The sequence below is a fragment of the Photobacterium profundum genome (assembly GCF_003026285.1).
GTDB lineage: Bacteria > Pseudomonadota > Gammaproteobacteria > Enterobacterales > Vibrionaceae > Photobacterium > Photobacterium profundum.
Genome location: NZ_PYOD01000029.1, coordinates 22,869 through 29,974, shown reverse-complemented (window position 1 = coordinate 29,974; position 7,106 = coordinate 22,869). Strand labels below are relative to the sequence as shown.

The following is a 7,106-nucleotide window of genomic DNA, read 5'->3' as shown; positions in this document are numbered from 1 at the left end:
TGCCGTGCAAATAACTTAATTTGGTGATGGCATGACGGATCGCATCGTCATACGCACCCTCGGTGATCTCGCCACCGTGTAAATGGACAATGGGAATACGCATAATCATTGCCGTTTGTGCCGCTGCCAGCGCTTCAAAACGATCGCCTAAAATCACCAAGACATCTGGCTGTAATCGAGCAAGTGCATCAGAAAACCCCAAGACACCTAACCCCATGCTTTTCGCGGTACCTACAGCTGAATCCGACGACAGAAGGATCTCAATTTTTTCATCAATAACAAAACCATCTTTTTCTATCTGCTGATATGTTTCACCAAATTCAGGGGATAAATGCATACCAGAGACCAACAGCTGCAACTGCAACTGTGGATCGTTTTGAATGTCTTTTAAAAGCCAAAAGAGCAGACCGTATTCTGCTCTTGTGCCGGTGAAAACCGCGACGTTCTTATTCATGAATGCCTTACTCATAATAAAATTGGTCTTTTTCTTGTTCGCCCTTATCGGCTAAAGAGAAACCGGGCTGCTAGGTAAATTAATCAGATGCGCTTCAATATGTTCTGACTGAGTGAGGTCACCACGAGGGGCATCTTTAAACATCGGCAAACGGTGCATCAGCTGCCAAATTGGGCGAGTCATTACCCCAGCGTCATTGGTCTGTTTTAGCAATTCATCACGAGCTTGGGCAGACGGACAAATCACCGCATTTAGCCAGTAATTGGATTGCGCGTATTCCGGCTCCAACACAAATTGAAAATCACTCTGAGCAAAAAATTCATGGTAGCGGTTAGCCAGTACACGTTTTTGTGCTAAGTATTGCTCTAGAACTTCCATTTGCGCGCAGCCTAATGCGGCATTGAGATTAGGCATACGGTAGTTGAAACCCGCCTCATCATGATAGAACTCATACGGGTGCGGTACTTTCGCCGTCGTCGTAACATGCTTAGTCCGTGCGCCAAGCTTTGCCGTTTTACATAAAACCATGCCACCACCACCGGTAGTAACAATTTTATTGCCATTAAAGCTCACCGCACCAAAGTCACCGAGCGTCCCCGTATGTTTTCCCTTGTAAAAAGAGCCTAAACTTTCAGCAGCATCTTCGACGAGCACAATATTCCATTTTTGACAAACGGCAATCAGCTCATCCAACTCAACGGGGTGCCCGAAAGTGTGCATAGGTACTACAGCGCGAATTGGACGCTTCGTCTGCTTATGAATACACCCCTTTTCGGTTAACTGTGCATGCTGCGTCAAAAATTCGTCCATCGCTTTAGGACATAGGCCTAAACTGACGGGCGACACATCGACAAAAATAGGCTCTGCGCCCATATGATGCAAAGCATTACAGGTCGCAACAAAGGTCAATGCTTGAGTCATAACAAAATCACCCGGTTGAACCCCTGCCATATACAGCGCAGCATGAAGTGCTGCGGTACCATTGACGGTTGCAACCGCTTTTGCTGTACCGGTGTAAGCTTCTATTTTATGTTCAAACTGCTCGACAAACTTACCCACGCTAGAGACAAAAGTGCTTTGAATCGTTTCTAGAACATACTGTTGCTCATTGCCATCAAAGGTTGGCGCATGCAATGGAATAAAGTCATTGGTTTGGTATATATCACGAACAAACTCAACTATCGATGCTTGGCTCATTATTCTGCTCTCTACTTTTTTATAAACCGACTTAGATCATCGCTATTACATTTTACTGTCGAGGTACTTGCCCGTTTCTTTGTGACCAAAATCAGGGAGCATGGTGAAAAACAGTTTCACTATCTCCTCTTTATCCCACTCACGAGCCAATTTCATTTGACCAATCTCTTGCTCAAACCATTCAAGTAATTCTTGTTGGTAAAGTGGCTCATTTTTAATGATGCCTAAATTCTCAAAACGCGCCATATCCAGCGTCTCTTTATCAGTAAAGAACTCTTCAAAGTCCTTTTCACCCGTGGTATCGCTTGACGTGAATAGACATGGCCATTTACCTTCTGCGGGCAGAGTTTTGGCTAATTCGCGCGCTTCCTCTTCCGTTTCACATAAATGGGGTTCAAATCCGCGTTGCTTTAGGTATTTGATGGCAATGTCAGCAAACGAAATAAGATGCAATGCTTCACTCAATTTAGGAAAGAAGATGTCACGGTTGTCACCGAAGATACAGGACATCAGGCATAATTCACCCGACTCTTGCGGTGTCACAAAATAGCGTTTAATGTCATTGGGGGCCACAATCGGTTGATTCTTGAGTATACGTTGGTTAAAACCGTGCAGTAGTGAGCCATCAGAAAATGCCACATTCGCAAAGCGCGCTGTTGAAATAGCCATTTGCTCACTTTTACGCATAAGGAACATTTCCATGATACGCTTGGACGCGCCCATCATATTGACTGGGTTGGCGGCTTTATCAGTGGATACACAGAAATATTTTTTAACGCCAGCATCAATAGACTGCTGAATGGTTTTATCCGTATTGAACACATTGACATCAATCATACGCATTAATGTATATGGGTCTTTTTCGCTACGAACGTGTTTCAGTGCCGATAGATTTAGCACATAATCATACTGGCCATCCGCTTTAATAAATGCATCATACTCAATAGAACCAATATCTAATGCGAAAGTCTGAAAGTCACCATTGATGTAGCCAAACGAACTACGAATATCACGCACCAGCTCAACCATGTTATTTTCACTGATATCGACAACATGCAGCTTCTTGGGGTTACGCTTGAATATTTCTTTCGTCACAGCTTGGCCGATAGAGCCGGCGCCACCAAGAACAAGAAAACGTGAGCCAGTAATATTTTCTTTTAAGACTTTTTCATGTGAAATGATATCGTCAAAAAAAAGTTCTTTTTTACGGCCAATGAGAGGTAATATTGAACTCATTTTTATTACACCTTTAATTCTTGATGTTAAAATCATGAATACTAAAACACAGGACGAAATTAATCAGAGACAAAATTAGTTGTAATTGAGAAGGAAAAAAATAGTCCTAGAACATAGATTCACTCAGGATTAAGCACAGGGGATTTGACCTTTCGCAACTGTAGGTTCGGCTCTTACTGTAGAATGAAGAAGGCGCGATAATATATCGTGCCTTCTTTAAGTAACAAATTAAGCGTAACGCTTATTTTTCTGATTCATAGCTATAATTATAGTAACCATAATTACCGCCATAATAACTACTAGCTTTACGAACAACAGCATTTAAAATGAAACCTTTCACCTCAATACCATTTTTCTCGAAACGCTGCTTTGCAACATCAATCTCTTTTACTGCATTCTGACCAAATCGACCCACCATAAAGGTTGTACCTGCATGGACGCCAACAATAGCCGCATCCGTTACAGCCAAAATTGGTGGTGTATCAATAATCACTATGTCGTAATTCGCAGATGCCCACTTCATTAACTCTTGGAAACGTGGGTGTAAAAGTAACTCTGACGGGTTAGGAGGAACATCTCCACGACTGATATAGTCTAAATTATCAACACCCGGCTCTTTAATTATATCCTCAATAGTTCTTTGGCCTGATAAATAATCAGACAATCCTGATTTATGTGTAGTTGCCATTTGACGTTCCATCCGCCCTTTACGCATATCGGCATCGATGACTAAAACACGCTGACCGGCTTTAGCAATAACAGCACCCATATTTGCAGATACAAAAGATTTACCAATACTTGGACTTGGACCCGATACCATTAAGATATTATTTTTGGCCTCAATCATCGCAAAATGTAAACTGGTGCGTAAACTACGCAACGCCTCAACGGATAAATCAGCAGGATTTGAAACCGTCAATAAGGTTTCATTAACCGTTTTAACTTTTCTCTTTTGGATTTTTTTATCTAGCTCAATCTGCCAGTCAGACATTGGAATACTTGCATAAACAGGTAAGCCAATCGCTTCAATGTCATCAGGATTTTCTACGCCACGATGGAATACCATGCGCAATAATGTAATCACAACTGCCAACATACCTCCTAAAAAGGTAGCTAAAATTACAATCAGTTGCTTCTTTGGTTTCACTGCTCGCGAATACGATTGAGCAGAGTCAAGAATACGTACATTACCTACGGTACTGGCTTTAATAATGTTTAGCTCTTGAACTTTATTCAATAGTTGAACGTAAATCTGCTGATTCACTTCAACATCACGCCTCAAGCGCAGCACTTCACGCTGTGTTTTTGGTAATTTTTGTATTTGACGATTTAAGCGATCACGCTCGCCTAATAAGGTTTTACGTTTATCAAGTAACGACAGATAAGCAGGGTGCTCTTTAGTAAAACGCTGTGATACTTCACTTTCTTTAAACGTCAATTCGTTCAACTGTGCTTCTAATGTAACCATGACATCTAACGTAGATTTCGCTTCAAGCCCTAAATCAATCGATTCGTTTTTTTGACGATAGCTATTCAACTTATCTTCAGCTAGAGTTAACTCGGTTTTAATATCAGGTAAATGCGAACGAAGAAAGATAAGGCTATTTTCCGCTTCTGCAGAGTTACGATCAACGTTTTGTAGGAAGTAATTTTGACTAATATTATTAAGAATATGTTCAATATCGTCGCGATTATCTCCCATTAATGATAGTTGTAAAATACCCGTTTGCTTACCACGCTCACTTACTACAACATTTTGCTGTAAATTTTGTATCGCATCTAAACGTGAACGCTTAGCTAGCTTAAAGCTCGATCCCGTATCTGCAATCATAGAGCTAACAAATAAATGATAACCACCTTGACTTGCAAGTTCTCCAACCTTTCCTGTTAATACTTCTCGCTTATCAGCATCGGTTACTACATATTGCCCATTATCAGCATCAACAACAGTTAAAGTAAATACTGGCGCCACCACATAATCAGGCATATCAAAGCGACCGACGTCAATATCACCAGAAATGCCTCGAAGTCGTGCCACCCCTTTCCCAATAATCGGTAAGTATTGCGGTATAGCAACTGTAGTAAGATTCAACTTATCCACAGTTTTCCCGAGAATCATCCTAGATTTCATAATTTCAATTTCGGTAGTCGCGGATGATTCGCTACCAAACATTTCCCCCATATCACCAAGAGCTGGCATACCGCTGCTCTTTTGTTCCACCTGTATCAATGCATCAGCTTTATAGATAGGTGTAGCTAATAACGCATACGCCACTCCACTAATGGCAAACATAAAGGTAATAATTATAATAGGCCAACGGTTATCAACTAAAGTACCAAATAATTTTCCCAAGTCGATTTCGTCAGAAGAAGAGCTATTTTTTTCAGATAAATTTTGCGTAACGCTCATGATGATTGATTGCTCGGTCGTAAGGGGCCGAAGGCCAAAGTTTTGCTGGAAATGAATATCGCCGAAACAATATTTCACTCCTACATTTATTTTAGTTTCGCCACCCATGCTTTGGCAGCTTGCTCTATTAATATATACGCATGATCAAAGGCTTCTCTGCTTTGACGGTACGGATCGGGAATATCTGCCTGCCCAATCCATTGGCCAAAGAGCATTGTTTTCCCTCGAACTTCTGGTGCTATAGAGGTAACAGCTTCAATATGCCCTTTCTCCATGACTAGGATTAAATCATAGTTATGGCATAACTCAGGAGTTAATTGCTGAGCTTGATGGGAATCAAGTGAATAACCGTGTTCTTGTGCGACAGTATTCGCCATCTTATCGGCAGGCTTACCACTTAAACCACTTTTGGCTGTTGCAATGCCTGCAGAGTTTATCGTTTTATTCGGTAGATATTGCTTTAATAAGTATTCACCAGATGGTGAACGGCAAATATTCCCAACACAGACGACTAGAATTTTATTGAACATAATTCACTTAATCTTAATAATAGAGGGGAGAATGTAGGGTAATAAAATCAAGGTTTCTAGCCTCTCCCCTAATAGTTTATAAATTAAAACATAGCAAGTAAAAAACACTAACTACTCTCTACTTAAAAACATTTTTTATTACCAGTTTCTTACTCGTAATGCACCTTCGGTCAGATTATTAAAGCCGTTAATAGTTGGTAGAAGTTGAGCAATTACACGGTTCCAACGAGTTATCGGTGCCGCCGTTACATACACAATGTCATACGGTTCTAAAGCGAACTCAGTACCTATTATTAAAGCAGATGCTTCTTGAATATTAAGCTGATAGATATCCGCAATAACAGGGGCACTCTCAGACGTTTGTTTTTTACTACGGATCACAAACACCCCAGTCGCATCGGCGGACAATTCATTAATGCCACCCACATTACTTAAAGCTTCAGTTAGGCTCATACCTGCACGGTCAATTTTAAGTAATTTAGGATCGTTTACCTCCCCCATCACAAACACTTTTTGAGCATCATTACGTGGCACATGTATAATATCACCAGCACGTAGTAATCGATTTTGGGTTAAATCACCACGTTGCATTAAAGCGTATAATGAGAGGTTTTCTTCTGCCCCGTTGCGGGTCAATGTGATATTACGCCAATCAGCATCAGTAGCCAAACCGCCTGCGCGATTAATTGCATCAAGCAGTGTTAACGGCACATTTGTAATCGGTTGCTGACCAGGGGTGTTTACCTCCCCTGTAACATAAGATTTTTGCGAACGGAAAGATGCAACATTAACATCCACTTGTGGGCTTTCAATGAATTCCGCCAAACGTTTCGCTACTTCAGTGCGAATTTCAGTAACCGTTTTACCTTCAACTTTGACTAAACCGATATACGGGTAAAAAATGGTACCATCAGCGTGCACCCAATTGCCCGATTCTTCAGAGCTTCGGTAAGAGCCCGCAGGAATAGTCAATTCAGGATGATCCCAAATTGTAATATTCAAAATATCACCCGGACCAATGCGATATTGATAGCGCACAATTTCGGCATCTAAACTTGGGTTAGTTTTAGAAAAAATTGCTGGGACTTTAAATTGATTGACTGCATTTGCCGTTAAAGGGTAAACATTAACTTGATCGCTAACATCGCTATCCTGTGACTGATTCGAAGCAACAATCTTTTTATCATCAACCGTTAAATGAGAACCAGGCACGGTGCAGCCTACCAGCATGGTCGAGGCCATTACGGTAATAAGCAGTTTTTTAGTGAAATCCATATGC

The 7,106-nt window shown here is 41.1% G+C and carries 6 protein-coding genes; all 6 read right to left on the bottom strand.

Features of this window, described 5'->3' with window-relative positions; all coding sequences use genetic code 11:
• On the bottom strand, positions 1 to 469 hold a 469-nt coding region (locus C9J48_RS27145), incomplete at its 3' end, for a UDP-N-acetylglucosamine 2-epimerase (RefSeq protein WP_181320844.1).
• Between the two features lie 36 nt (positions 470 to 505).
• The gene (locus tag C9J48_RS27140) at positions 506 to 1,651 is read right to left on the bottom strand and encodes a LegC family aminotransferase (protein WP_006232904.1); all 1,146 of its coding nucleotides are present in this window, start codon (positions 1,649 to 1,651) and stop codon (positions 506 to 508) included.
• A 45-nt stretch (positions 1,652 to 1,696) separates the two neighbouring features.
• Positions 1,697 to 2,887 (bottom strand): UDP-N-acetylglucosamine 4,6-dehydratase, encoded by a 1,191-nt coding sequence (locus C9J48_RS27135; RefSeq protein ID WP_006232903.1) that lies wholly within the window; start codon positions 2,885 to 2,887, stop codon positions 1,697 to 1,699.
• Positions 2,888 to 3,128: 241 nt separating this feature from the next.
• The gene (locus C9J48_RS27130; protein WP_036804120.1) at positions 3,129 to 5,297 is read right to left on the bottom strand and encodes a polysaccharide biosynthesis tyrosine autokinase; all 2,169 of its coding nucleotides are present in this window, start codon (positions 5,295 to 5,297) and stop codon (positions 3,129 to 3,131) included.
• An 86-nt stretch (positions 5,298 to 5,383) separates the two neighbouring features.
• Positions 5,384 to 5,827: an arsenate reductase/protein-tyrosine-phosphatase family protein gene (locus C9J48_RS27125; protein ID WP_006232900.1), complete on the bottom strand. Its 444-nt coding sequence runs from the start codon at positions 5,825 to 5,827 to the stop codon at positions 5,384 to 5,386.
• Between the two features lie 138 nt (positions 5,828 to 5,965).
• Entirely contained in the window at positions 5,966 to 7,102 is a 1,137-nt protein-coding gene (locus tag C9J48_RS27120; protein WP_006232899.1) for a polysaccharide export protein, read from the bottom strand.
• Positions 7,103 to 7,106 lie beyond the last annotated feature (4 nt).

Excerpts from the sequence above, each read along its gene's own strand:
- C9J48_RS27140 (WP_006232904.1), bottom strand. The coding sequence starts at position 1,651 with ATGAGCCAAGCATCGATAGTTGAGTTTGTTCGTGATATATACCAAACC.
- C9J48_RS27135 (WP_006232903.1), bottom strand. The coding sequence starts at position 2,887 with ATGAGTTCAATATTACCTCTCATTGGCCGTAAAAAAGAACTTTTTTTT.
- C9J48_RS27130 (WP_036804120.1), bottom strand. The coding sequence starts at position 5,297 with ATGAGCGTTACGCAAAATTTATCTGAAAAAAATAGCTCTTCTTCTGAC.
- C9J48_RS27125 (WP_006232900.1), bottom strand. The coding sequence starts at position 5,827 with ATGTTCAATAAAATTCTAGTCGTCTGTGTTGGGAATATTTGCCGTTCA.
- C9J48_RS27120 (WP_006232899.1), bottom strand. The coding sequence starts at position 7,102 with ATGGATTTCACTAAAAAACTGCTTATTACCGTAATGGCCTCGACCATG.